Below are 22910 nucleotides of genomic sequence, written 5' to 3' on the forward strand. Positions count from 1 at the left end.
CACCCCCCATGTCCCCCACCCCCCGCAGAACGGCCACCGCGCTGGCCGCCGCCGGTGTCCTCGCGACGACCGCCTCCCTCGCCCTGGCCGCCCAGTCCTCGGCCGCGCCCCCGGCGGCGCAGGCCGACGCGCCGCAGACCAAGGCCGCCGGCACCATCCACGCCGCCCCCTACGAGTACCTCGGCTGGGGCAGCCCGCAGAAGCCCACCGACGTGATGGCCGCGACCGGCGTCAAGTGGTTCACCCTCGCCTTCATCCTCTCCGACGGCGGCTGCAACCCCGCCTGGGACGGCAACCGCCCCCTGAAGGGCGGCTCCGACGAGGCGGCCGTCAAGTCCATACGCGGCGCCGGCGGAGACATCGTCGTCTCCGTCGGCGGCTGGAGCGGCGCCAAGCTCGGCGAGAAGTGCACCAGCGCCACCGCGCTCGCCGGGGCGTACCAGAAGGTCATCGACGCCTACAAGCTCAAGGCGTTCGACATCGACATCGAGGACACCGAGTTCGGCAACGCCACCGTGCGCCAGCGCGTCGTCGACGCCCTGAAGATCGTGAAGCAGAAGAACCCCGGGATCGTCACCTACGTGACCATGGGAACGACCCCGAGCGGCCCCGACGCCACCGGCAAGGACCTCATCAGGCGCGGCGCCGCGGCCGGACTCGCCAACGACGCCTGGGTGATCATGCCGTTCGACTTCGGCAGCCACAGCGGCACCATGGGCGATGCCTCGGTCAGCGCGTTGGAAGGCCTGAAGAACGCGGTCAAGAGCGCCTACGGCTACAGCGACGCCGAGGCGTATAAGCGCATCGGCGTCTCCTCGATGAACGGCAAGACCGACGTGGCGGGCGAGACCGTCACCACGAACGACTTCCGGCAGATCCTCGCCTACGCCAAGCAGCACCACATCGCACGGTTCTCCTTCTGGGCCGTCAACCGCGACCGCGACTGCTCGTCCGGCGGCAGCGCCGGCGACTCGTGCAGCGGGGTGGCGCAGGCCCCGTACGACTTCACCAAAATCGTCGCGCAGTACGGGGGTTGAGCGATGACCAGCGGCAGGAAGAGAGCTGCTCTGCTCGGTGCGGCGGTCGCCCTGGTGGCCGGGCTCACGCAGTACGCCCCGGCGGTGTCGGCGGCGCCGGACCGGCACCAGGCCGCGGCCGGTGAGCCGGTGGACATCGCGACGCTGTCGACCGGCTGGACGATCCCCTGGGGCACGTCCTGGACGCCGGACGGCACGTCCGCGGTGGTCACCGAGCGCGATGACTTCCGCGTCTGGCTCGTCTCGGCGGACGGCAAGGACAAGAAGCAGATCGGCACCGTCCCGGAGTCCCAGACGACCGGGGGCGAGGGCGGGCTGATGGGCGTCGCCGTCGATCCGGACTGGGCGGCGAACCGCCATGTGTACGTCATGCACACCTCGTCCGAGGGCAACCGCATCGCGCGCATGACGTACGACGGGACGAAGCTCACCGGCTACAAGGTGCTGCTCAGGGGGATCAAGAAGAACAAGTACCACAACGGCGGCCGCCTGGCCTTCGGCCCCGACGGGTACCTCTACGCCACCACCGGCGACGCCCAGAACGGCGCACTCGCCCAGGACAAGAACTCCCTCAACGGCAAGATCCTGCGCCTCACCAAGGACGGCAAGGCCGCTCCGGGAAACCCCTTCGGCAACTACGCCTACAGCCTGGGCCACCGCAACCCGCAGGGCATCGCCTTCGACGCCCGAGGGAGGCTGTGGGAAGCGGAGTTCGGCGACAGCAAGAAGGACGAGCTCAACCTCGTCAAGCCCGGCGCCAACTACGGCTGGCCCACCTGCGAGGGCACGTGTGACGTCACCGGGATGACCAACCCCAAGGCCACCTGGAACACCGGGGACGCCTCACCCAGCGGCGTCGCCGTCGTCGACGGCGCGGTCTACATGGCGGCGCTCAGAGGCCAGCGCCTGTGGCGCATACCCATCAACGCCGGGAACGAGGACGTCGGCACGCCGAAGGCGTACTACACCGGCGCGTACGGGCGGCTGCGCTCGGTCACGGCCGTGCCGGGCGCCGACCGGCTCTGGCTCACCACCACCAACGCCGACAACAACGGAGGGCAGCCGGACGGTTCGGACACGATCTTCCGCGTGACGATCGGCTAGCGGGGCGGGCCTAGGCCGCGGCGGTCCCGAGGTACGCGTCCCGCACCCGGGGATCCGCGCGGACGTCGGCCGCCGTGCCCTCGGCGAGGACCGTGCCGAGGTCGAGGACGACCACGCGGGTGCAGAGTTCCATCACGAAGGCGACGTTGTGCTCCACCAGGAGCACGGCGCAGCCCTCCTCGTCCGCGAGGTGCCGGATGACGGCCGACAGGTGGCCTCGCTCGTCGGCCGTCATTCCGGAGGCGGGCTCGTCCAGGAGCAGCACCCTGGGCGGGTCCGCCACCGCGCGCGCCAGCTCCACCATGCGGGCCCGGCCGACGGGCAGCGCGCCCGCGTAGGCGTCGCCCAGCGCCTCGAGTCCGCACTCGCGGAGCACGGTCGAGGCGCGGGCCCGCCGTGCCTTCTCGCGGGTACGCCGGGTGGGCGCCGCCAGCAGGTCGGCGGCGAACCCGCCACCGCCGCCGCGCCACTCCTGCGCCACGAGCAGGTTGTCGGCGACCGTGAGCTGCCCGAAGAGCTGCTGGCGCTGGAAGGTGCGGCGCATGCCGTGCCGGGCACGCCAGACGGGTGATCGGCGGGTGATGTCGGCGCCGTCGAGCAGGACGCGCCCCTGGTCGGGGCGGCGGATGCCGGAGACCACGTCGAACAGGGTGGTCTTTCCGGCTCCGTTGGGACCGATGAGGCCGCAGACCTCGCCGGCCCGCAGGCTCAGGCCCACATCGGTGAGCGCGTGGACGCCGCCGAAGCGGACACCGATGCCGGAGGCTTCGAGGATGCGGTCGCTCATGGCCGTGCCACTCCTTCGCTGTGCCCCTGCGCGGCGATGCCCAGATAGGCCTCGGTCAGCTGGTCCGCCCGGACCTCGGAGCGCGGGCCGCACCAGGAGACCCGGCCCTGGGCGAGGTAGGCGACGGTGTCGGCGACGCCCAGGACCTCGGCGGCCTTCTCCTCCACCAGGAGCAGCCCCGTGCCCGCGTCGCGCAGTTCGGCGAGCAGCCGGAAGACCTCCTCGACCACGCGGGGTGCGAGGCCGAGGGACGGTTCGTCCGCGATCAGGACCTTGGGCGGGCGCTGGAGGAGGGGCGCGAGGGCGAGCAGTTGCTGTTCCCCTCCGGAGAGGGAGCCCGCGGTGACCTTGCGCCGGGCGGCGAGGCCGGGGAAGCGGCCGTAGACGGCCTCGCGGGCTTCCCTCTCCGGAAGGTGCAGGGTGAGGTTCTCGTCGATGGTCAGGGAGGGGAAGATGCCGCGGCCCTCGGGGGCGAGGACGACTCCCGACCGGGAGCGGTGCACGGGACCGCTCCGGGTGGCGTCCGCCCCGGCGAGCTGGATCTCCCCCCGGGTGGGGGTGATGAGCCCCGCCGCGACGCGGCACGTCGTCGACTTGCCCGCGCCGTTGGGGCCGAGGAGTGCGACGATCTCGCCCGGGTGGACGGCGAGGTCCACGCCGTGGAGTACGGGGGAGCCGTCGTAGCCCGCGTGGATTCCCCGCAGGGCCAGGGAGGGCGGTCTCCTTTCCCCCGCTCCGTCCCCGTCCCCGCCCGGCCGGACCGGTGGGGGGCTCAGCCGGGGGCCGCTCGGCGCGGAGGCCTTCCTGGCCGTGGGCAGCGGTTCGCCGGTGTCCGTCCGCATCCGCCGGGCGCCAGTGGCGTCGTCACGCCCCGCCGCCCGCGCGCGCCTGCGGTGCAGCCGCACCGAGACCGCCGCGCAGTACCCGTCCGGATCATTGGCCAGCGCGAGTCCCGCGAGGCCGAACAGGATCACCGGCAGCTGCACGGACTCCGTCACGTAGTCGGCGACCAGATGCGGCACGATCGCGAAGACGAGCCCCGCCACCACCGCGAACTGCGGTCTGCGCACCCCGGCGGCCACCACCACGGCCAGCCACACCAGGCCCGTCATCGCGGTGAAGTCCGTGGCCGTGATCCGGGTGTTGAACGACGCGTACATCACGCCGCCGAACCCCGCGAGCCCCGCCGACAACGTGAACAGGAGCAGCTTCGTCCGCACCACCGAGACGCCGGAAGCCATCGCAGCCGCCGGTGCGGACCGCACCGCCAGCATCGCCCGCCCCGTCGCCGAACTCCGCAGCGCGCTCAGCGCGGCCACGGCCACCGCCACGAGGACGACCATCGCCACGCCCATCGCGCGGTCGTCGCCCAGGTCGACCGGCCCGAAGACGGCGCGCGGGATCTCCCAGCCGGTGTCGCCGTTGCGCAACCACCCCATCTGGAACAGGACCTGGTCGGCGAGGAAGGCCAGCGCGAGCGTGGCGAGCGCCAGTGACCGGCCGCCCAGGCGCAGCGCGGGCAGCGCCACCAGCGCCCCGAGCACCGCGGCCCCGCACGTGCCCACCAGGGCCGCGGCGACGAACGGCCACCCATGGCTCATCAGCAGGCCCGCCACGAGGGCCGCGCCCGTCACGAACGTCGCCTGCGCCAGGGAGACCATCGCCCCGAGGCCCGTCACCACGGTGAAGGAGACGAAGACCAGGGAGATCGCCAGGCCCTGCGCGAGGATGCCGCTCCAGAAGGGCGTCGTCACCGTGTAGAAGGACAGCGCGAGCAGTACACCTCCCACGGCCCACGGCCCCCATCTGCGCGGCCACGACTTCCCGGCGAGATAGTCGATCGGCGGCGCGTCCACCGCCGCCGTGCCGGCCGTCCGCTGCCGCCGCGTCAGCAGGAGCAGCCCGGCGAAGAGGATGAGGAACGGCACCGCCGTGCGGAAGCCGGTGATCTTCTCCGCGAAGTCGGCGTACCCGACGACCAGGTTCTGGAGGACCCCCAGTGCCAGCCCGCCCGCGAACGCCAGCGGGATCGACAGGAAGCGTCCGAGGACCGCCGCCGTGGCCGAGACGAACAGGAAGAGGGTGAAGTCGTGCGACGAGAGGCCGAGCAGCGGCGTCGCGAGGACACCCGCGAGACCCGCGAGGCCCGACGACAGCATCCACGCCACCGACGAGAGCCGGTCCGCGCTCATGCCCCGCAGCTCCACGAGCGAGCGGTTGTCGACCGCGGCCCGCAGCCGCAGCCCGAGCGGGGTGTGCCGCATCAAGGCCCACAGGCCGCACGCGACCACGGCCGTCGCGACCCAGGTGATCAGCTGGTCGGAGTCGATGCCGACGCCGTCCATCAGCTGCCAGTTCTCGGCGGGGCTCGGCCCCACGCCCGGCAGCCCGAACTGGTTCTCGGCGGGTTTGACGGAGGCGCCCGCGTCCGCCAGGAGCTCCACCACCCACAGGCCGAGCGCGGGCAGCGCGACGAGCAGTCCGATCGTCGCCACGATCTGCGCGGTCTCGCCCACCCCGGCCAGCTTGCGGAACATCAGCCGGTCCAGGCCCCAGCCGAGCGCGGGCGCCACGACGCAGACGAGCAGCAGCGCGGTGGGGACGGCGGGCCAGCCGAAGCCGGAGTGGAGTTCGTAGAAGGCGAGCGCGCAGAGGTAGGCGGTGGCGCCGTGCGCGAAGTTGAAGAGGCCGGAGGCGGAGTAGGACAGGACGAGGCCCGTCGCGAGCAGCGCGTACAGGGCGCCGGAGACGAGACCGCTCAGCACGAATCCCAGCAGGTCGGACATGGCTGCCCCGCCCCTCTACTTGAAGGGGATGGGTGCGTAGCACCTGAAGGGCGCGGACACCGAGTACGTGCCGCCCTTGAGCTGCACGAGGGCTCCGCAGCCGAACGACTCCTTCTGGCCCTTGGGCAGGCTGCGGTCGCCGACCATCGTGTCCTTGTCGGAGAAGCCGTTCGCCGCCTCCTGGAAGGAGTCGACGCTCAGCTTCTTGCCCGCCTTCTCGGCGATCGCGAGGAAGAGGTCGGCCGACATGTAGCCGGTCATCATGTGCATGTTGAGCGGGACGTCCTTGCCCGCCGTCTTCGCGATGTCCGCCTTGAACTGCTTCATCGCCGCCGTCTCCTGCTCGAACGGCTGGAAGGCCAGCAGGACGTGCACGCCGTCGAGCGCCTTCTTCGTGGCGCTCTTGGCGAGCAGCCCCGGGTCGTAGTCGGTCGGGTCGGTGAGCACGCCCTTGAAGCCGGAGCGCTTGACGGCCGTGAACAGGCCGATGTTGTACGGCGTCTGCATCACGGAGACCACCACGTCCGGCGCCTTGCCGCCGTCGGAGCGCAGGATCTCCTTGGTGTACGCCGACCAGTCGCTCGGCACGGAGGTCGCGGGGACGGTCGACTTGGCGTACGTCACCTTGTAGCCGGCCGCGGCGAAGCTCTGCTTGTAGGTGCGGATGGCGAAGGTGCCCGCGTCGTTGTCGTTGGCGAGGATGGCCACGGACTTGCCCTTCGAGCCGTCCGTCACCTTCTTCAGGCCCTCGGGCCAGCTCTGGGTGATGGTGCCGCCCGGCATGGGGACCATGCAGCCGCCGTAGCCGTACATGTAGCTCGGCCCGCAGAAGGGCGGGATGGTGCCCCAGCCGAACGTGGGGACCTTCTGCTTCTGGAGGAAGTCGGCGCCGGAGAAGGTGACGGAGCTCATCGGCGCGACCGCGAACACCTTGTCCTGCTGGACGAGTTTGCGGGCCGCCGCGAGGTTCTTGCCGGGGTCCTGGCCGTCGTCCTCCGCGCCCAGGTAGTCGATCTTCCGGCCGTGCACGCCGCCTTCGGCGTTGGCGCGGTCGAAGCGGGCCTTGGCGCCGAGGTCGGTGTCCTTCTTGCTGTAGCCGCTCGCGGTCGTCATCGAGACGATGCCGCCGACCTTGACGGAGTCGGCGCTCACGCCGCGGACGGAGCCGCCCGCCGTGTCACCGCCGCTCGCGTCGCTCGTGGTGGAGGCGGAGTTGCAGGCGGTGGCGAGCAGCAGTGCGGCCACGGTGGCGGTGATGGTGCGGATCGATCGCGACACGGGTCGAGCCCCCTGAAGTCGAAGTGGGGCTGATTGTGTGCGGGACCTGATGAACCGTCAATAAGTGTCGCGGCGTAATTTGATGAACCGTCAGAAACGCGCCGCGCTCACCTCACGCCCGGTACAGCGCCTCCACCTCGGCCGAGTAGGCCGTCTCGATGGCCTTGCGCTTGAGCTTCAGGGAGGGGGTGAGCAGCCCGTGCTCCTCGGAGAACTGGTGGGCCAGTATCCGGAAGGTCCGGATCGACTCGGCCTGCGAGACCAGGGTGTTGGCCGCCACCACCGCCCGGCGCACCTCCGTCTCCAGATCCGGGTCACGCACCAGTTCGTTCGGGGAGAGCGGCGGCTTGCGGCGCATGGTCAGCCAGTGCTCGACGGCCTCGCCGTCCAGTGTGACGAGCGCGGCGATGTACGGCCGGTCGTTGCCCACCACGATGCACTGCGCGACCAGCGGATGGTCGCGCACCCGCTCCTCCAGCTGCCCCGGCGAGACGCTCTTGCCGCCCGACGTCACCAGGATCTCCTTCTTGCGCCCGGTGATCGTGAGGTAGCCGTCCTCGTCGAGCGCGCCCAGGTCACCGGTGGCGAGCCAGCCGTCGTGCAGGGTCGCGTCGGTGGCCTTGGGGTCGTTGAGGTAGCCCTGGAAGACGTTGCCGCCGTTCAGCCAGACCTCGCCGTCCTCCGCGATGTACACGGTGGTGCCGGGGATGGCCTGGCCGACCGTGCCGTAGCGGGTGCGCTCGGGCGGGTTGGCGGTGGCCGCCGCGGTCGACTCCGTCAGGCCGTACCCCTCGTAGATCTCCACGCCCGCGCCCGAGAAGAACAGGCCGAGGCGCCGGTCCATGCCGGAGCCGCCGGACATCGCGTGGCGCACCCGGCCGCCCATGGCCTCGCGCACCTTGGCGTAGACGAGCTTCTCGAAGAGCGAGTGCTGCATGCGCAGGGCCGCCGAGGGCCCGGGTCCGGTGCCGAAGGCCTTGGCCTCCATCGCGTCCGCGTACCGCACGGCGCACTCCACGGCCTTGTCGAAGGGGCCGGTCTTGCCGTCCTTCTCGGCCTTGCGCCGCGCGGCGTTGAAGACCTTCTCGAAGATGTACGGCACGGCCAGGATGAAGGACGGCCGGAACGCCGCGAGGTCGGGGATGAGCGCCGCCGCGTTCAGGCTCGGCTGGTGGCCCAGCTTGACCCCGCCGCGCACCGCCGCGATCTGCACCATGCGCCCGAAGACGTGCGCGAGCGGCAGGAAGAGCAGGGTCGTGGCCTCGTCGCCGCGGCGCGAGTGGAAGACCGGCTCCCAGCGCGCGATGACCGTCTCGGCCTCGAACATGAAGTTGGCGTGGGAGATCAGGCAGCCCTTGGGGCGGCCCGTGGTGCCCGACGTGTAGATGATCGTGGCGATCGAGTCGGGGGTGACGGCACGCCGGTGGCGGTTGACCACCTCGTCGTCCACGTCCTGCCCGGCGCGGTACAGCTCGTCCACGGCGTCGGCGTCCAGCTGCCACAGTCTGCGCAGCTGCGGCAGCCGGTCGATCACCGAGCCGATCGTCATCGCGTGGTCCTCGTGCTCGACCATGGCGGCCGAGACCTGCGCGTCGTGCAGCATCCAGAAGACCTGCTCGGCGGAGGACGTGGGGTAGACGGGCACGACCTGGGCGCCGACCGACCAGAGCGCGTAGTCGAAGAGCGTCCACTCGTAGCGCGTGCGGCACATGATGGCGACGCGGTCGCCGAAGCGGACGCCCTGGGCGAGCAGGCCCTTGGCGAGCGCCATCACCTGGTCGCGGAACTCCGCCGACGTGACGTCGCGCCACTCGCCGTCGGTCTTGCGGCCGAAGGCGACGTGCAGCGGATCCTCAAGGGCATGGTCGAACACGACGTCGGCAAGGCCGCCCACCAGCGGCGCCGACGCCATCGGAGGGTTCGTGAACTCGCGCAATGATGCTCCTTGTGGCGCTCCGCACAGCGCCGGTGACGGTACCCCAACGCGGTGCCGTGCGGGAGAGGGGTGACCGACCCCTCGGTACGGACCATCCACGCTGGTCAGCCGATGAAATCCGGCCACAAGGGGAGAGCCGGGACAGATTACTTACGGTTCAGTAAGTTTCGGTGGCGTAATCTCCACCGAATCTGTACGCGGCGGTTACGGCTGTGGCTGCCTCTCGGAGACCCGTTCGGCGACCGCCGGAACGACTCCTTCCGGTGACTTCGGAGCCTCGCGCGCGGACCGGACCATGGCCAGAACCGCCGCTCCGGCCGCCAGGCCCACCACCCCCGCGACGACCGACGCCGCGTTGAGCCCGGAGGCGAACGCCGTCCGCACGGTGTGCTCGGACAGCGTGTCACGCACCGCCGACGCGCCGCCGCCCGCGACCGTGTGAGCCGCGTCATGACCCAGCGAGTCCTGCATCCGCGAGGTCAGCACGGTGCCGAAACCGGCCACCCCGACCGCGTACCCCAGCTGCCGGAACGTGTTGACCGCGCCACCCGCCGTCCCCGCGTTCGCCGGCGGCACCGCCGCGAGGGCCGCACCGCCCAGGGCGGGCGAGACCAGGCCGGTGCCGACGCCCGCGAGCGTGAGCCCCGGGACGAGCGCGCCCCAGGACGACCCGGCGTCCAAGACCGCAAGGGCGAGCCCGCCGCCCCCGATCAGGAGCAGCCCCACGCCGATGGTCAGACGCGCGGGCACCCCGTGCAGCAGCCGTCCGCCCACCGCGGCCACCACGAATGAGGTCGCCGCGAGCGGCAGCATGACGAGGCTGCCGCTCACCGGGCTCATGCCGAGCACGGTCTGGAGCCAGATCGAGAGGTAGGGCATCAGACCGAACGCGGCGGCGTTGTAACCGATCGCGCCGACCAGGACGCCGGTGAAGGCGGGCATCCGCAGGAGCCTCAGATCGAGCAGCGGATGCGCCACGCGCCGCTCGACGGCCACAAAGGCGCCGAGCGCGAGCAGCGACACCGCGAGGGTCGCCACGGTGGGCGCCGACGTCCAGCCCTCCGCACCGGCCCGCACCACCCCGTACGTCAGCGCGCCCGCGAACAGCGCGAACGTCACCGTGCCCGCCCAGTCGACGCGACGTCCCGCCAGGCCCTTCGACTCCGGCACCACGCGCAGCGTCAGCCACATCGAGGCGACGCTCACCGGCAGGTTCACGAAGAAGATCCACCGCCAGCCCGGCCCCTCGGTGAGCAGCCCGCCGACGATCGGCCCCATCGCCGCCGCGGCCCCGCTGACCGCGCCCCACACGCCGAGCGCGACCGACCGCTCCCGCCCCTGGTAGGCGGCGCCCAGCAGCGGCAGCGTCGTCGCGAACATCGCCGCGGCGCCGAGCCCCTGCACGGCACGGGCGGCCACCAGGGCCTCCGCGTTCGTGGCCAGCCCGCAGCCGAGCGAGGCGAGCGCGAACAGCGCGGTGCCCACGACGTTGAGCCGCCGCCGCCCCAGCACGTCCGCCGCGGCGCCGACGCCGAGCAGCAGCGCGGCGAGCGCGAGGGCATAGCCGTCGATCACCCATTGCAGATCACTCAGCGAGGCGTCGAGCGCCCTCGCCATGTCGGGCAGTGCCACGACCACGATGGTCACGTCCAGCAGCAGCATGAACGTCCCCAGGCACACCGCTGTGAGCGGCCCCCATCTACGCATCTTCGGTACTCCTCGTGTCTCCTCGTGCGATGCCCGCGCTTCCCGCGATCCGTGCGCCACGGGTGCGTGCCTCGTACGATGGATCCGGCCCGGACGATCCCCGTCACCAGGCACGGCACAGCGAAGGAATCCGACAGCGATGAGCAGCATGACGACGGAATCCACCGTCCTGGACGCGCCGGACCCGCTCGACGTCAAGCTCCTCCAGGCCCTGGAGCTCGACGGACGGGCGCCCTTCAGCAAGATCGCCGCCGTCCTCGGGGTCTCCGACCAGACCGTCGCCCGCCGCTACCGCAGGCTGGTCTCCGACGGCAGCCTGCGGATCGTCGCCGTCCGGGACCACGAGAAGCTCGGCCAGGACCAGTGGATGCTGCGGCTGCGCTGCGCCCCCTCCGGCGCCGACGCCATCGCCACCGCCCTGGCCCGGCGCCCCGACACCTCCTGGATCGGCCTCACCTCCGGCGGCACCGAAGTCGTCTGCTGCACCCGGCCGCGCACCCGCAGCGACCAGGACGAGCTGCTGCTCGCCAAGCTCCCGCGCACCCCGCAGATCCTCGACATCCGCGCCCAGCAGATGCTGCACCGCTTCTTCGGCGGCCCCGACGGCTGGCTGATGAAGCACGGGCCGCTCGACGAGGACCAGATCGCGGCCCTGCGTCCCGAGCGGCCCGCGTCCGCCGCCCGTGGCGGGGCGCCCCGGCGGATCGAGCCGGAGGACGAACCGCTCGTCGCCGCGCTCGAACGGGACGGCCGCGCGACCTATCCCGAACTCCAGCGGGCCACCGGCCGCTCGGAGTCGGCCGTCAAACGCCGCCTCGGCGCGCTGCTCGCCTCGGGCGTGATCTACGTCGACATCGAGTACGCCAACGCCCTCATCGGCCTGCACGTCGGGGCGATGCTCTGGATCACCACCGCCCCCTGGGCCATGGACTCGGTGGGCCGGGCCCTCGCGTCCCACGCGGAGATCGCCCACGCCACCGCCGTGGCCGGCCCCTCCAACCTCATGGCGACGGCCGTGGCCCGGGACATCCCCGCGCTCTACGCCTACCTCAGCGGGAAGCTGGGGCGGCTCGACGGCGTCCAGCACGTCGAGACGGCGCCGTTCATGCGCCGCGTCAAACAGCTCACGTACCGGCCCTGTCCGCGCTGACCCCGCCGGTCAGCCCCGCCGGCGCCGCCGGTGCAGCCGGTCGCCGCCCGCGAGGATCGAGGCCGCCAGGGCGTCCGCCGCGCCCGGCGCCGAGGACCGCCGCTCCCCGTGCAGGAGCACGAAGTCGACCGCCCCGAGCTCCGGGAGGCCCGCCCGCTCCGGCACCCGGACCAGGCCCGGCGGGATCAGGCCGTGGGAGTGCGCCATGACGCCGAGCCCCGCGCGGGCGGCGGCCACCAGGCCGTTCAGGCTGCCGCTGGTGCAGGCGATCCGCCAGGCCCGGCCGCGCCGCTCCAGGGCTTCGAGGGCCAGGGCGCGGCTGATGCCGGGCGGCGGGAAGACGATCAGCGGAACCGGCCGCTCGGGGTCCAGGCGCAGCCGCTCGGCGCCGATCCAGACCAGTTCGTCGTGCCAGACCAGCTCGCCGCGCGGGTCCTCGGGCCGGCGCTTGGCCAGGACCAGATCGAGCTTGCCCGCGTCCAGGCGCTCGTGCAGCGTGCCGGACAGTTCGACCGTCAGCTCCAGGTCGACGTCCGGGTGGTCGTGCCGGAACGACTCCAGGATGTCGGTGAGCCGGGTCAGGACGAAGTCCTCCGACGCCCCGAACCGCAGCCGTCCGCCCAGCCGCGTCCCGGTGAAGAAGGCCGTCGCCTGCTCGTGCACCTCCAGGATCCGCCGCGCGAAGCCGAGCATCGCCTCGCCGTCCTCGGTCAGCTCCACGGAGTGGGTGTCGCGCGCGAAGAGCTGGCGGCCCGTGGCGTCCTCCAGGCGGCGCACGTGCTGACTCACCGTCGACTGGCGCAGCCCCTGGCGCCGGGCGGCCTGCGTGAAGCTCAGCGTCTGGGCCACGGCGAGGAACGTACGGAGCTGGGCGGGGTCGTACATGGTCACGAGGCTATCGCGGAACGTGATGACAGTCAGAGCGGTATCCGGGATTCCCGATCGCGGTGATCAGGAGGATCATCGAGAGGGCACGACATGAACCGAACCGATGGAGCGAAGTGAAACGCCCGAGCTGGCCCACCTGGATGCCGATCGACCCCTACATCCTGGCGTTGCTCGGCACCGTGGGTGTCGCCGCACTGCTGCCCGCGCGCGGCGTGGGCGCCGAGGTCGCGGGCGGCGCGTCGACCGCGGCCGTCGCCCTCCTGTTCTTCCTCTACGGGGCGCGGCTCTCCACCCGCGAGGCGCTGGACGGACTCAAGCACTGGCGGCTGCACGTCACCGTCCTCGCCTGTACGTTCCTGGTCTTCCCGCTGCTCGGGCTCGCGGCCAGGGGACTCGTCCCGTACGTCCTGACGCCCGCCCTCTACAGCGGCTTCCTCTTCCTGACGCTCGTGCCCTCCACGATCCAGTCGTCGATCGCCTTCACCTCCATGGCGCGCGGCAACGTCCCCGCGGCGATCTGCGCGGGCTCCTTCTCCTCCCTGGCCGGCATCGTCCTCACCCCGCTGCTCGCCGCCGCCCTGCTCGGCAACAGCGGCGGCGGCTTCTCCGCCGACTCGGTCCTGAAGATCGTGCTCCAGCTCCTCGTGCCGTTCCTGGCCGGCCAGGTCCTGCGCCGCTGGATCGGCGGGTTCGTCGCGCGCCACAAGAAGGTGCTCGGCCTCGTTGACCGCGGCTCGATCCTGCTCGTCGTCTACACCGCGTTCAGCGAGGGCATGGTGCAGGGCATCTGGCACCAGGTCACGCCGCTGCGCCTCGGCGCGCTGCTCGGCGTCGAGGCGGTGCTGCTCGCCGTGATGCTGGCCCTGACCTGGTACGGGGCCAAGCGGCTCGGGTTCGGGCGCGCGGACCGCGTCGCCATCCAATTCGCCGGTTCGAAGAAGTCCCTCGCGGCCGGGCTGCCCATGGCCAGCGTCCTGTTCGGGGCGCAGGCCTCGCTCGCCGTGCTGCCGCTGATGCTCTTCCACCAGATGCAGCTGATGGTCTGCGCGGTGATCGCCAAGCGCCGCTCGCGGGACGCCGAGGACACCGAGGGCACTGGGGAGACCGGGGACGCCGTCAGCGGGCCGTCGCCAGCCGGAGCGACACGAACCGCGGTCGGTACAGGGACACGTTCCGGCTGACGTTGGCCGCCGCGCTCGCGGGCGCCGCGTCCAGCCAGTTCACGTCGTAACTGAGCAGCAGCCGCCCGTTCCCGCTGAGCGCGGGATGGGCCTGGGGGTTGTACGCGGCCATGTCCTGCTCGGCCGAGCCGTCCTTCGGCAGGGGCGCCGAGAAGGCCTTCGCGGGCCCGCGCCAGGGGCCGGTGGGCGAGCACGCCCAGTACGAGGTCACGGTCGTCAGGCCCTCGGTGCCCGCGGCCATCGTGAACAGGACGTACGTCCCCTTCACGCGCACCACCGTGAACGCGCTGCCCACGCCCTTGCGTTCGCCGTCACCGAGGACGGACCGCGGCTTGCCCGTCTCCGTCCAGTCCCCGCCGTCCCAGTACCGCCAGGCGCCGGGCTCCGCCAGCCTGCCCTTGGGGACGCGGGCGACATAGGCGTGCGAGGCGGGGCGCGCGACCGCCTTGCCGTCGTTGCCGCCGAAGACGTACGTCCAGTCGCCGTCGTCGACGGTCGTCGTGCCGTACAGGACCCGCTTGTCCAGATCCCGCACCGAACTCTGGTCGGAGACCTTGACGATCCCCTCGACGCGCAGGTCGGGCAGCGACAGCGTGGCGACCTCGGTGGCGTGCGGCACGCCGTAGATCCACGGGCCGGTGCCGGTGGCGCGGGTCCACAGCAGGACCCGTACGACCTTCTCCGCGGAGCCGGGGGAGCGGGGCTCCACCTTCGCGGCGACCGGCCAGCGCCACTGCTGCGGCGCCGGGTCGGCGAACAGCGGGGCGGGCAGGGTGCGCTCCAGGGTGCCCGAGCGGGACATCACGACGGCGGCGTTGCGGACCATGGGCGCCGTGGCGTCGCGCCAGGTGTGGGGCTGGCCCGCCGGGTTGGGCGGCGCGTGCACCTGGCCGAGGAAGGTGTCGGAGAACAGCCACAGCAGCCGTCCGTCCGGCAGCCGCACCGAGTGCGTGCCGTCGCCGCCGGTCCAGTCGTCGGCCCGCGCGGTGTCGTCGCCGTAGCGGGCGAACGCCCCGGTGACCTTGTCGTCGGCGGTCCAGGAGGAGACGGTCCGTGCCTCACACGCGTCGCCGCCCTCCCGGTCGTCCGGGAGGGCGATGAGCAGAACGGCCGCGCAGGCCAGGGCGAGCAGCAGGACGATCCAGGTCCTGCGCCCGCTCCGGCCGCCGCGTGGACCTTGGTCGGCGGACACCTGCGGGACGTTAGTTGCTCGCGCGGACGTGGTCCATGGGGAGCCAGGCGACGGTGTCCCGTGTCACAGGCGCCGCCGCTGCGCCGTCCCCGCCGAGTGCGTCGAGCTCGGCGTCGCTCAACGCGCGGTCGTATACGCGCACTTCATCGATGGACCCGGTGAAATGGGCCCGGCTGTCGACCCGCTGGCCGACGTGGAAGCCGTATCCCGAGGTGCGGGTGACCGAGCCCGGGACGTCGGCGGCCGTGACCCGGGTGCCGTCGACGGACAGCGTCAGCTGCCCGCCGCCGCGGCGCAGGGCGATGTGGTGCCACCCGCCGTCGTTGTAGGCGCTCGTGGTGCGCACCGAAGCGGACCTAGGGGGCGTGGCGCCCTCGCGCGTGGTGATCAGTCCCGTGACGCGGTTGCTCGCGGGTTCGCCGCGCAGCCACACCTGGGGCTGGTTGGTGCCGATGCCGCCCATCCAGAGCAGCGGCTGCTCGCCGCCGGTGGCGGAGTAGCGGAACCAGAGCGAGGCGGTGAAGTCCTTGGTGCCGAGCGGGAGGTCCCCGCGGAAGGGGAGGCGTACGGCGTCGTTCTGGCCGTCGAAGGCGAGGGCCCGGCCGAAGCGGCCCTCGGTGGTGGCGGCCCCGCCGAGCACGGCGGCAGGCCGCGCGTGCGGCGCGCGGTCGGGGGTCGTCGGGTCCGGGCCCCGCCGCGGCTGAAGCCAGTCCTCGGTGAAGCGCGCGAAGCGGATCTCGTCGCGGGCGTCGACCGCCCCGCCCTCGTACATCAGGCCCACGTGCTCGCCGTCGGCGCGCACCAGATCCGAGTAGCCGGACCAGTCCGTGGTGACGGTCGTGCCGCGGTCCACGCTGTCCCAGGTGCGGCCGCCGTCGTAGGAGGAGCGGATCTGCATCGTCCGGCGGCGGTCGGGGTCGCCGGGGCAGGCGAGCAGCATCCGCCGGGCGAACTGGAGCGTGGAGCACTGCACTTGGGGCGCGTACAGATCGGGGATGGCCCGGAACGGCGCGGCGAAGCCGTCACCGCCGTCGCGGCTGATCGTGTGGGTGCGGTGCCCGAGATCGGTGCCGTCCTGCTCGCGCCCGCTGACGTAGAGCGCGCCGTCCGGCCGCTCGGTGACGGTCATCTCCGAGGGCTTCTGCCGGAACGTGCCGTCCCGCGCTATCGGGTACGAGTTCTTGGCGCCGATCCGCCAGTGGTCGCCGCCGTCGTCGCTGACGATCAGGGCCGCGTGGTTCGCGGTGACCCGACCGCCGTCCCAGGTCTCGGCGTTGACGGTGAAGACGAGCCGCCCGGCGTGCCGGCCGCGGGTCAGCTGGAGGCCGTGCACGGGGCCGGTCGCGTACCAGGAGTTCCAGTCGTCCGGCAGGATCTGGTCGCTCAGGTCGCGCGGCGCCGACCAGCTGCGGCCGTCGTCGTCGCTGTACTGGAGGTGCGGGGTGCGGTCGCAGGGGACGGCACAGTTCTGGCCGTCCGTGCGCCCGGTGTTGTACGTCTCCGCCAGGAGGATGCGGCCGGTCTCGCGGTCCACGACCGGCGCCGGATTGCCGTGCGTGTCGCCGGCGCCTTCGTTGACGACCTGGAGCGGGCCCCAGGTGCGGCCCCCGTCGTGCGACCGCTTGACCACGATGTCTATGTCGCCCGCGTCGCTGCAGTCGTTCACGCGCCCCTCGGCGAAGGCGAGGAGCGTGCCCTTGACCGTCTTCACGACGGCGGGGATGCGATAGCAGGCGTACCCCGGGTCCTGCGAGGCCTTGAAGAGCACCTGCTGCTCGAACCCCGTCGCACGGGCGTCCGGCGCCGCCTGCGCCGCGGGCCCGGGGAGCAGCGCCCCGACGGCGACGACGGTCAGGGCGGCCGTGGCGGTGCGCAGGGATCTGAGGCGTGTACGGAGAGCTGAGGGCATGGCGCGGTCCACCCTTCGAGGTGACTGGACATCCTGACATCCCACGTCCAACGTTCGCGCCTCAGACGCTACTTGGAGGCCTCGACACCCCACAAGAAGCGTGCGGGGCACGAATGGGTGCGGCCTGGTCAGGGCCGGGGAATCAGGACGGCCGGGCAGGGGTGGGCCGCGGCGGAGCGGGACCGGGACCCCGCCGGCGCAGGGGGCGCTCCCCGCCGGCCGGGGTCCCGCCGCCGTGCAGCGGGGAGCGGCCGGTCAGCCCTGGGAGGCCGCGGCCCGCACGGCGATCCGGTGCTCGCCCGCGTACACGTTCATGGAGGAGCCGCGCAGGAAGCCGACCAGGGTCAGGCCCGTCTCGGCGGCCAGGTCGACGGCGAGGGACGACGGCGCGGACACGGCGGCGAGCACCGGGATGCCCGCCATCACCGCCTTCTGCGCCAGCTCGAACGAGGCGCGTCCCGACACGAGCAGCACCGCGCGCGACAGCGGCAGACGGCCGTCCTGGAGCGCGCGCCCGACCAGCTTGTCGACCGCGTTGTGCCGGCCCACGTCCTCCCGTATGTCGATCAGTTCGCCGTCCTCGGAGAAGAGCGCCGCCGCGTGCAGGCCTCCGGTCCGGTCGAAGACCCGCTGCGCCGCGCGCAGCCGGTCGGGGAGGGCCGCGAGCAGCTCGGTCCCGAGCCGGACCGGGGCGGTGGCGCCGCCGTCCGTGTCGTCGATCGTCCAGCGGGCCGTCGTGCGGACCGCGTCCAGGCTCGCCTTGCCGCACAGGCCGCAGGACGAGGTGGTGTAGACGTTGCGTTCGAGGGTGATGTCGGGCAGGGCGAGTCCCGGCGCGGTCTTCACGTCGACCACGTTGTACGTGTTCGTGCCGTCCGCCGTGGCGCCCGCGCAGTAGACGATGGACCGGAGCTCGTCCGCCGAGCCCAGCACCCCCTCGCTCACGAGGAAGCCCGCCGCGAGCGCGAAGTCGTCGCCCGGTGTGCGCATGGTGATCGCGAGCGGCTTGCCGTTCAGCCGGATCTCCAGCGGTTCCTCCGCGACGAGGGTGTCCGGCCGCTCGGTGACGGCCCCCTCGCGGATGCGGATGACGCGGCGGCGTTCCGTGACTCGTCCCATGTCGATCAGTCCCGGTTCTGTACGTGCTGGTAGCCGAAGCGGCCCTTGATGCAGAGGTTGCCGTGGGTCACCGGGTTGTCGTGCGGTGAGGTGACCTTGACGATGTCATTGTCCTGCACGTGCAGGGTCAGGTTGCAGCCGACTCCGCAGTACGCGCACACCGTCGTGGTCTCGGTCTGCCGTTCCTCGTCCCAGGTACCCGCGGCCCGCATGTCGAACTCGGACTTGAAGCTGAGCGCCCCGGTCGGGCAGACCTCGATGCAGTTGCCGCAGTACACGCACGCGGAGTCGGTCAGCGGACCGTCGTGCTCGACGGCGATCCGGGCGTCGAAGCCGCGGCCCGCCACCGAGATGGCGAACGTGTTCTGCCACTGATCACCACAGGCGTCGACGCACTTGTAGCAGAGGATGCATTTGCCGTAGTCACGGACATAGAGGTCATTGTCGACTCTGGGCTCCTCGTCGACCCGGGCGGCGTTTGGGCCGAAGCGGTCGGGCTTGGCCTCGTACTCCTTGAGCCAGCCCGCGACCTTCGGGGTGGTCGAGAGGTCGACGGACGAGGCGAGGAGTTCGAGCACGACCTTCCGGCTGTGCCGGGTGCGCTCGGTGTCGGTGCGGACGGTCATGCCCGGCTCGGCGCGGCGCGAGCAGGCCGGGGCGAGGGTGCGGGCGCCCTCCACCTCGACGACACACACCCGGCAGGCGTTCTTCGGGGTGAGCGTGTCGCCCTCGCAGAGGGTCGGGACGTCCTTGCCCGCGGCCCGGCAGGCGTCCAGGAGGGTCGATCCCTCGGGCACTCTGGCGTCCTGCCCGTCCAGCGTGAACTCGACGAGGCGGCGCGGGATTCCCAGCGGTACGGCGGTCACTTGTACGCCCCCAGGCGGTCGATGGCGGATTCCACGGCGTTCCACGCGGTCTGGCCGAGCCCGCAGATGGAGGCGTCCCGCATGGTCCGCCCCACCTCCCGCAGCAGCGCGATGTCCCCGGCGGCCTGCGCCCCGGTCCGCTCGACGATGCGGTGCAGGGCCTCCTCCTGCCGGACGGTGCCGACCCGGCAGGGCACGCACTGCCCGCAGGACTCGTCGCGGAAGAACTCGGCGATGCGCAGCAGGACGCGGGGGAGCGGCACGGAGTCGTCCAAGGCGAGCACGACTCCGGAGCCCAGCGTGGTGCCCGCCTCCCTGGTCCCCTCGAAGGTGAGCGGGATGTCGAGCTCGTCGGGCCGTACGAAGCCGCCGGCCGCGCCGCCCAGGAGGACCGCGCGGAGGTTGTCCGGCATCCCGGCGAGGGTGAGGAGCTCGCGGAGGGTGGCGCCGAAGGGCAGTTCGTAGATGCCGGGGCGCTCGACGCTGCCCGAGACGCAGAAGAGCTTGGGGCCGGTGGACTTCCCGGTGCCGATGGCGGCGTAGGCCTGTGCGCCCATGGTGAGGATGGGGAGCACGTTGACCAGGGTCTCGACGTTGTTCTCGGCGGTGGGCTTGCCGAAGAGCCCCTTCTCGACGGGGAAGGGCGGCTTCGAGCGCGGCTCGCCCCGGTACCCCTCGATGGAATTGAACAGAGCGGTCTCCTCGCCGCAGATGTAGGCGCCCGCGCCGCGCCGGATCTCGATGTCGAAGGCGTACCCCTGCCCGAGGACGTCGTCCCCGAGGAAGCCGCGGGCGCGGGCCTGCGCGATGGCGTGCTCCAGCCGGTGGAGCGCGCGGGGGTACTCGCCGCGGAGGTAGAGGTAGCCGAGGTGGGCGCCGGTGGCGTACCCCGCGACGGTCATCGCCTCGATGAGGGAGTACGGGTCGCCCTCCATGATCACCCGGTCCTTGAAGGTGCCGGGCTCGGACTCGTCGGCGTTGCAGACGAGGTAGTGGGGGTGGTCGGGCTGGGCCGCGGTGGCCTGCCACTTCCTTCCCGTGGGGAAGGCGGCGCCGCCCCGGCCCACCAGGCCGGAGTCGGTCACCTCGCGGATGACGGCGGCGGGGCCGATGGCGAAGGCGTGGCGCAGGGCGGTGTAGCCGCCGTGGGCGCGGTAGTCGTCCAGGGAGGACGGGTCCACGGAGCCGATTCTGCCGAGGAGCAGGAGGTTCTCCTGACCGGCTTGGCCTGCCTGGGGGACGGCAAGGGCCGCGGGGGGTTCGGCGGGGGCGGTTTCCGGGTCGAGGGCGGCATGGGTGAGGGTGTCGGGTGCGGCGGGGGCGATGGTTGCGGTGACACAGGTCTTCTCCCCGCTCCCGCCCCTACCCGAATCCCGCGGCTGCGCCGCCACCAGTGGCCGTAGATCACCGGCTCCGCCGAGTTCGTCCTCAATCGCCGGACGGGCTGAAACCCTCTCGCCCGGCCGTGATCTCTCGGCCCGTCCGGCGTTCGAGGACGAGCCGTCGGTCGGGGAAAAACGCGCCGCAGGCACACCGGCCCGCACCACCAACGCAGCCGGAGCCCTCTCACACAACCCCAGACAGGGCGAGCGCTCGACGGCAACCCCGGACGTGGGGTCGAGCCGCGCCGAAACCTCCCCGCACAGCTCCTCGCCACCCCCACAAGCCAGGTCCGTGCACACCCGCACCACCGTCGCGGGACGGGGCCGCACCGCGAACATGGAGTAGAACGTGGCCACCCCGTACCCCTCCGCCGGCGGCACCATCAGCCGCCGGCAGAGGTAGTCGAGGCCCCCCTCGCTCACCCACCCCACGCGGTCGTTGAGCGCGTGCAGCCCCGGCAACAGCTGATCCCGCCGCTCCCGCGCCGCCCGGCCTCCCCGCGCCCACCGCAGGTCCGCGTCGCTGCGGTCGGCGGCCCCCTCCCACGCGGACCCCGGCGGCCCGAGCAGCGCGTCGACGGCCGCCCGCTCCTCGTCCGTCGGCTTGCTGTCACCGAAGTGCAGATCCATGCGTCACCCTCACTTCACCTGACTGGCTCGGCCAGCCTGTCGGTCAGCTTGTCGATGCGTATCGCCGACGCCTTGAACTCCGCCGTGCCCGCGATGGGGCAGTTGGCCTCGATCGTCAGCTGGTTGGTGTCGACCTCGTCGGGAAAGTGCATGGTCATGAAGGCCAGCCCGGGCCGCAGCCCGGGATCCACCCACACGGGAGCCGTCACCGCGCCCCGCCGCGAGGAGACCCGGACCTGCTCGCCGACCACGACCCCGTACCGCTCGGCGTCCTCGGGGCACAGCTCGACGTACTCCCCGCGCCGCAGCGGCGAGGCGAAACTCCCGCTCTGCACCCCGGTGTTGTAGGAGTCGAGGCGCCGCCCCGTCGTCAGCCGGATCGGGTACGACTCGTCGGTGAGGTCCACCGGCGGGTCGTGCGCGACGAGCCCGAAGGGCGCGGGCATGCCGCGCCGCCCGGGGTCCGCGTCCCACAACCGCCCGTGCAGGTACGTCGGTTCGACGCGGTCCTCCGAAGGACAGGGCCACTGGATGCCTTGGAGGGCCTCAAGGCGGTCGTAGGTCATGCCCCGGTGGTCCGGCGACACCGAGCGCAGCTCGTCCCAGACGGCCCGCGCGTCCGCGTACTTCCAGTCGTGGCCGAGCCGTTCGGCGAGATCGCAGAGGATGTCGATGTCCTCGCGCGCCTCGCCGGGCGGCCTGACGGCCTTGCGCACCCGCTGCACGCGCCGCTCGCTGTTGGTCGTCGTGCCGTCGGTCTCCGCCCAGGCCGCGGTCGCGGGCAGCACCACGTCGGCCAGCTCGGCGGTCTTGGTGAGGAAGATGTCCTGGACCACGAAGAAGTCCAGGGCCCGCATCCGCCGCACCGCCTGCTCGCTGTCGGCCTCCGACTGCGCGGGGTTCTCGCCGATGCAGTAGACCGCTTTGAGCGAGCCCTCCTCCATCGCCTCGAACATCTCCGTCAGGTTCAGCCCGTAGCGCGGCTGGATCACGGTGTTCCAGGCCGTCTCGAACTTCAGGCGGGTGTCCGGGTCGAGGATGTCCTGGAAGCCGGGCAGGCGGTTGGGGATCGCGCCCATGTCGCCGCCGCCCTGCACGTTGTTCTGGCCGCGCAGCGGTTGCAGGCCCGAGCCGTACCGCCCCACGTGGCCGGTCAGGAGCGAGAGGTTGATCAGGGCGCGGACGTTGTCCGTGCCGTTGTGGTGCTCGGTGATGCCGAGCGTCCAGCACAGCTGCGCCCGCTCGGCGCGGGCGTAGGCGTGCGCGAGATCCTTGATGGCGGCGGCCGGTACGCCCGTCACCTTCTCGGCGAGCGAGAGCGTCCACGGCTCGACCAGGGCCGCGTACTCCTCGAAGCCGGTGGTGGCGCGCTCCACGAACGCCCGGTTGACCAGGCCTGCCCGGATGATCTCGCGGCCTATCGCGTGCGCCATCGGGATGTCCGTGCCGACGTTGAGGCCGAGCCAGCTCTCCGCCCACTCGGCGGTCTTGGTGCGGCGCGGGTCGACGGCGTACATGCGGGCGCCGTTCCTGATGCCCTTCAGGACGTGCTGGAAGAAGATCGGGTGCGCGAAGCGGGCGTTGGAGCCCCACATCACGATCAGATCGGTGTGCTCGACCTCCTCGTAGGACGACGTGCCGCCGCCCGAGCCGAAGGCCGCGGAGAGACCCGCGACGCTGGGGGCGTGGCAGGTGCGGTTGCAGGAGTCGACGTTGTTCGTGCCCATCACCACGCGGGCGAACTTCTGTGCCACGTAGTTCATTTCGTTGGTGGCGCGGGCGCAGGAGAACATCCCGAACGCGCCGCGCGCGTTGTGCAGCCCTTCCGCCGTGCGGGCCAGCGCCTCGTCCCAGGTGGCCCGGCGCAGCGGCTCGTCGCGCGTGTCCCGCACGAGGGGATGCGTCAGCCGGGTGTACGTGGTGGGCACCCGGTCCCGTTTCCTGCTCATGCCGTGGTC

The 22910-nt window shown here is 72.2% G+C and carries 16 protein-coding genes; 4 read left to right on the forward strand and 12 right to left on the reverse strand.

From position 1 onward, the window contains the following. Nucleotides 1–8 precede the first annotated feature (8 nt). A complete protein-coding gene (locus tag QBL25_RS33225; RefSeq protein ID WP_409060641.1) occupies nt 9–1037 on the forward strand; it encodes a chitinase in 1029 nt (342 codons plus the stop codon). A 3-nt stretch (nt 1038–1040) separates the two neighbouring features. Further along, the gene (locus QBL25_RS33230) at nt 1041–2141 is read left to right on the forward strand and encodes a PQQ-dependent sugar dehydrogenase (RefSeq protein WP_409060642.1); all 1101 of its coding nucleotides are present in this window, start codon (nt 1041–1043) and stop codon (nt 2139–2141) included. A 10-nt stretch (nt 2142–2151) separates the two neighbouring features. Here QBL25_RS33230 and QBL25_RS33235 read toward each other — a convergent pair whose 3' ends face one another. From QBL25_RS33235 to QBL25_RS33255, 5 genes are all read right to left on the reverse strand, one after another. After that, nucleotides 2152–2928, reverse strand: coding sequence for an ABC transporter ATP-binding protein (locus tag QBL25_RS33235; protein WP_409060643.1), 777 nt, complete (start codon nt 2926–2928; stop codon nt 2152–2154). Then, nucleotides 2925–5714, reverse strand: coding sequence for an ABC transporter permease subunit (locus tag QBL25_RS33240; RefSeq protein WP_409060644.1), 2790 nt, complete (start codon nt 5712–5714; stop codon nt 2925–2927). Before QBL25_RS33240 ends, QBL25_RS33235 begins: the two co-directional genes overlap by 4 nt. Before the next feature lie 15 nt (nt 5715–5729). Further along, complete coding sequence (locus QBL25_RS33245) at nt 5730–6992, reverse strand: ABC transporter substrate-binding protein (RefSeq protein WP_409060645.1); 1263 nt, start codon at nt 6990–6992, stop codon at nt 5730–5732. A gap of 112 nt (nt 6993–7104) precedes the next feature. Continuing rightward, on the reverse strand, nt 7105–8928 hold the full coding sequence (locus QBL25_RS33250) for an AMP-dependent synthetase/ligase (RefSeq protein WP_409060646.1): 1824 nt from the start codon (nt 8926–8928) through the stop codon (nt 7105–7107). A gap of 204 nt (nt 8929–9132) precedes the next feature. Then, nucleotides 9133–10635: an MFS transporter gene (locus tag QBL25_RS33255; protein ID WP_409060647.1), complete on the reverse strand. Its 1503-nt coding sequence runs from the start codon at nt 10633–10635 to the stop codon at nt 9133–9135. A gap of 148 nt (nt 10636–10783) precedes the next feature. Between QBL25_RS33255 and QBL25_RS33260 the strand changes: the two genes are divergently transcribed. Further along, nucleotides 10784–11785, forward strand: coding sequence for an Lrp/AsnC family transcriptional regulator (locus QBL25_RS33260; protein WP_409062862.1), 1002 nt, complete (start codon nt 10784–10786; stop codon nt 11783–11785). Nucleotides 11786–11794: 9 nt separating this feature from the next. Here the strand turns inward: QBL25_RS33260 and QBL25_RS33265 are convergent, their stop codons facing one another. After that, entirely contained in the window at nt 11795–12670 is an 876-nt protein-coding gene (locus QBL25_RS33265; RefSeq protein WP_409060648.1) for a LysR substrate-binding domain-containing protein, read from the reverse strand. A 143-nt stretch (nt 12671–12813) separates the two neighbouring features. Between QBL25_RS33265 and QBL25_RS33270 the strand changes: the two genes are divergently transcribed. Then, complete coding sequence (locus QBL25_RS33270) at nt 12814–13854, forward strand: bile acid:sodium symporter family protein (protein WP_409062863.1); 1041 nt, start codon at nt 12814–12816, stop codon at nt 13852–13854. Here the strand turns inward: QBL25_RS33270 and QBL25_RS33275 are convergent. The 6 genes from QBL25_RS33275 to QBL25_RS33300 form a co-directional block, all read right to left on the reverse strand. Beyond that, nucleotides 13790–15046: a DUF4185 domain-containing protein gene (locus QBL25_RS33275; protein WP_409060649.1), complete on the reverse strand. Its 1257-nt coding sequence runs from the start codon at nt 15044–15046 to the stop codon at nt 13790–13792. The genes QBL25_RS33270 and QBL25_RS33275 overlap by 65 nt on opposite strands. A gap of 10 nt (nt 15047–15056) precedes the next feature. Beyond that, the gene (locus tag QBL25_RS33280; protein WP_409060650.1) at nt 15057–16955 is read right to left on the reverse strand and encodes an exo-alpha-sialidase; all 1899 of its coding nucleotides are present in this window, start codon (nt 16953–16955) and stop codon (nt 15057–15059) included. Between the two features lie 255 nt (nt 16956–17210). Then, on the reverse strand, nt 17211–18074 hold the full coding sequence (fdhD, locus tag QBL25_RS33285) for a formate dehydrogenase accessory sulfurtransferase FdhD (protein ID WP_409060651.1): 864 nt from the start codon (nt 18072–18074) through the stop codon (nt 17211–17213). Nucleotides 18075–18079: 5 nt separating this feature from the next. Then, entirely contained in the window at nt 18080–18940 is an 861-nt protein-coding gene (locus QBL25_RS33290; RefSeq protein ID WP_409060652.1) for a 2Fe-2S iron-sulfur cluster-binding protein, read from the reverse strand. After that, nucleotides 18937–20952, reverse strand: a complete 2016-nt coding sequence (locus QBL25_RS33295) for an NADH-ubiquinone oxidoreductase-F iron-sulfur binding region domain-containing protein (RefSeq protein ID WP_409060653.1) — start codon at nt 20950–20952, stop codon at nt 18937–18939. Before QBL25_RS33295 ends, QBL25_RS33290 begins: the two co-directional genes overlap by 4 nt. A gap of 14 nt (nt 20953–20966) precedes the next feature. Continuing rightward, on the reverse strand, nt 20967–22901 hold the full coding sequence (locus tag QBL25_RS33300; protein ID WP_409060654.1) for a molybdopterin oxidoreductase family protein: 1935 nt from the start codon (nt 22899–22901) through the stop codon (nt 20967–20969). Nucleotides 22902–22910: the final 9 nt, after the last annotated feature.

The organism is Streptomyces sp. SYP-A7185 (assembly GCF_046103685.1).
Classification (GTDB): Bacteria; Actinomycetota; Actinomycetes; order Streptomycetales; family Streptomycetaceae; genus Streptomyces.

Bases quoted from the DNA above. Each gene is read 5' to 3' on its own strand.
- QBL25_RS33225 (WP_409060641.1), top strand. From the start codon at position 9: ATGTCCCCCACCCCCCGCAGAACGGCCACCGCGCTGGCCGCCGCCGGT.
- QBL25_RS33230 (WP_409060642.1), top strand. From the start codon at position 1,041: ATGACCAGCGGCAGGAAGAGAGCTGCTCTGCTCGGTGCGGCGGTCGCC.
- QBL25_RS33235 (WP_409060643.1), bottom strand. From the start codon at position 2,928: ATGAGCGACCGCATCCTCGAAGCCTCCGGCATCGGTGTCCGCTTCGGC.
- QBL25_RS33240 (WP_409060644.1), bottom strand. From the start codon at position 5,714: ATGTCCGACCTGCTGGGATTCGTGCTGAGCGGTCTCGTCTCCGGCGCC.
- QBL25_RS33255 (WP_409060647.1), bottom strand. From the start codon at position 10,635: ATGCGTAGATGGGGGCCGCTCACAGCGGTGTGCCTGGGGACGTTCATG.
- QBL25_RS33260 (WP_409062862.1), top strand. From the start codon at position 10,784: ATGACGACGGAATCCACCGTCCTGGACGCGCCGGACCCGCTCGACGTC.
- QBL25_RS33265 (WP_409060648.1), bottom strand. From the start codon at position 12,670: ATGTACGACCCCGCCCAGCTCCGTACGTTCCTCGCCGTGGCCCAGACG.
- QBL25_RS33270 (WP_409062863.1), top strand. From the start codon at position 12,814: ATGCCGATCGACCCCTACATCCTGGCGTTGCTCGGCACCGTGGGTGTC.
- QBL25_RS33280 (WP_409060650.1), bottom strand. From the start codon at position 16,955: ATGCCCTCAGCTCTCCGTACACGCCTCAGATCCCTGCGCACCGCCACG.
- fdhD (WP_409060651.1), bottom strand. From the start codon at position 18,074: ATGGGACGAGTCACGGAACGCCGCCGCGTCATCCGCATCCGCGAGGGG.
- QBL25_RS33295 (WP_409060653.1), bottom strand. From the start codon at position 20,952: ATGGATCTGCACTTCGGTGACAGCAAGCCGACGGACGAGGAGCGGGCG.
- QBL25_RS33300 (WP_409060654.1), bottom strand. From the start codon at position 22,901: ATGAGCAGGAAACGGGACCGGGTGCCCACCACGTACACCCGGCTGACG.